The sequence below is a fragment of the Mycobacterium sp. IDUB_19 genome (assembly GCF_055419445.1).
In genome coordinates, this window is record NZ_JBVAXR010000139.1 from 1 (window position 1) to 1,519 (window position 1,519).

The 1,519-nt window shown below is 69.7% G+C and carries 1 protein-coding gene and 1 pseudogene; both read right to left on the reverse strand.

Translation table 11 applies throughout. The features are described 5' to 3' along the window. The coding region (locus tag ACZY0B_RS27445; RefSeq protein WP_463767372.1) for a PPE family protein at positions 1-1,204 on the reverse strand (1,204 nt) is incomplete at its 3' end. A gap of 177 nt (positions 1,205-1,381) precedes the next feature. Then, positions 1,382-1,519: pseudogene (locus ACZY0B_RS27450) on the reverse strand (SAM-dependent methyltransferase); the annotation flags it as partial.

The window sequence follows — 1,519 nt, forward strand, 5'->3', positions numbered from 1 at the left end:
GCTCCCGCGCCGACGCCGCGGCCGCCGCGGCCGCCGCGGCGGAATCGGGCTCCGGAGCCTTGCGTTGCGCACCGCTGCTCATCCCCGAGCCGGTCCCGATGCCGGGTCCGCCCGCCAGGTAGGGGTAGGCGGCGCTCTCGACGCCGGCGGGCGGCGGTGGGGATCCGGTGGCCGGCGCCGAAGCCGGCGCGGATGCCGGAGCCGAGGCCGGAGTCGAGGACGGCGTGGGAGCCGAGGCGCTCACGGCAGCAGGGGCGCTCATCACGGCCGGCAGACGCGGCACCTCGGGTAGTGATGCGGGCGCCAGGGCGGGGGCCGCGGCCGTCGCCGGCTGGATCGCGGCCAGGGCGCTCAAGCTCGCGAGGGCTCCGACAAATCCGAGGCTGGCGGTGGCCACAATAAGCGCAATTTGGGGGGCGAACGCCTGAAAGGCCTCGATGACGTGGGTGAACTCGTCGGCGACCAGTAGCCCAATATCGGCCCACAACTGCGCGAACGCCTGGGCCGGGTTCGTTTGGAATAACTGTAAGTCGCGGCCGAGTGTCTGGAATATTTCGAGAAAGCGGTTTATCCACCAACTCAGCTGGTACGGGTTGCCGCCGTCATTGTCGATGATGTCGTCATAGGGGAGATTGCTCCCACTATCGGAGCTGCCGGCGTCGGCGGCCTGCATGATTTGCGGCGCCGGATCGGTCTGCGGCGCTGCCGCCAGCGCGATGGTGGTGACCGCTTGATAGGTGGACATCGTGGTGGCGGCCTGGACCCACATCCGCGCGTAGTCGGCCTCATTGACCGCAATGGGGATCGTGTTGATCCCGAAGAAGTTTGTCCCCACCAACACGCCGTGGACGGCGTGGTTGGCGGCCAGTTCCGGAAGGGTCGGCATCGCGGCCAATGCCGCGGTGTACGCGGCGGCCGCCGTCGCGTGCTGGGCCGCCATGGACGCACTGTCGGCGCTGGCCCGCGCCAACCACGCCAAGTAGGGCGTGTGGGCGGCCACGTACTCCTCGGCACTCGGCCCCTGCCAGGCCCCGGCCTGTGCCGTCGCAAGGGTTGCGGACAGCTCGTCCGCCGTTTCCGCATAACTGGCACTCAACGCGCTCCACGCGCCGCCGGCGGCCAACAAGCTGCCGGGTCCCGGACCGCTGCTCAGCAGGGCGGAGTGGACTTCCGGGGGTGATGCCAGCCAAATCGGTGCGGTCATTCGCAGCCGCCCTCGACCGACCGCAGCGCCATGTCAGCACTCCTCGCCTAGCCAAAACCGACGACGCCCGGGCTGTGGGCGGCACACGTATCAGCCTGTTATTAGTCGGCGGGGGGGCCGCAGAAGTTCCGGCGCACTTTCAACTCATCGAAAGTTCTTGAGAAACCGCCGCGGGGCTCAGGCCCTGACGGCGCTGACCAGGGTGTTGCGGGCAATCATCGGCCCGGCTTCGGTCTCCGGTCCGGGGACCGGACGGCCGACCTCACGTAGGTAGTCCGCCAAGGGGGTGCCGACCGCGTTCCAGCCGTGCCGGCC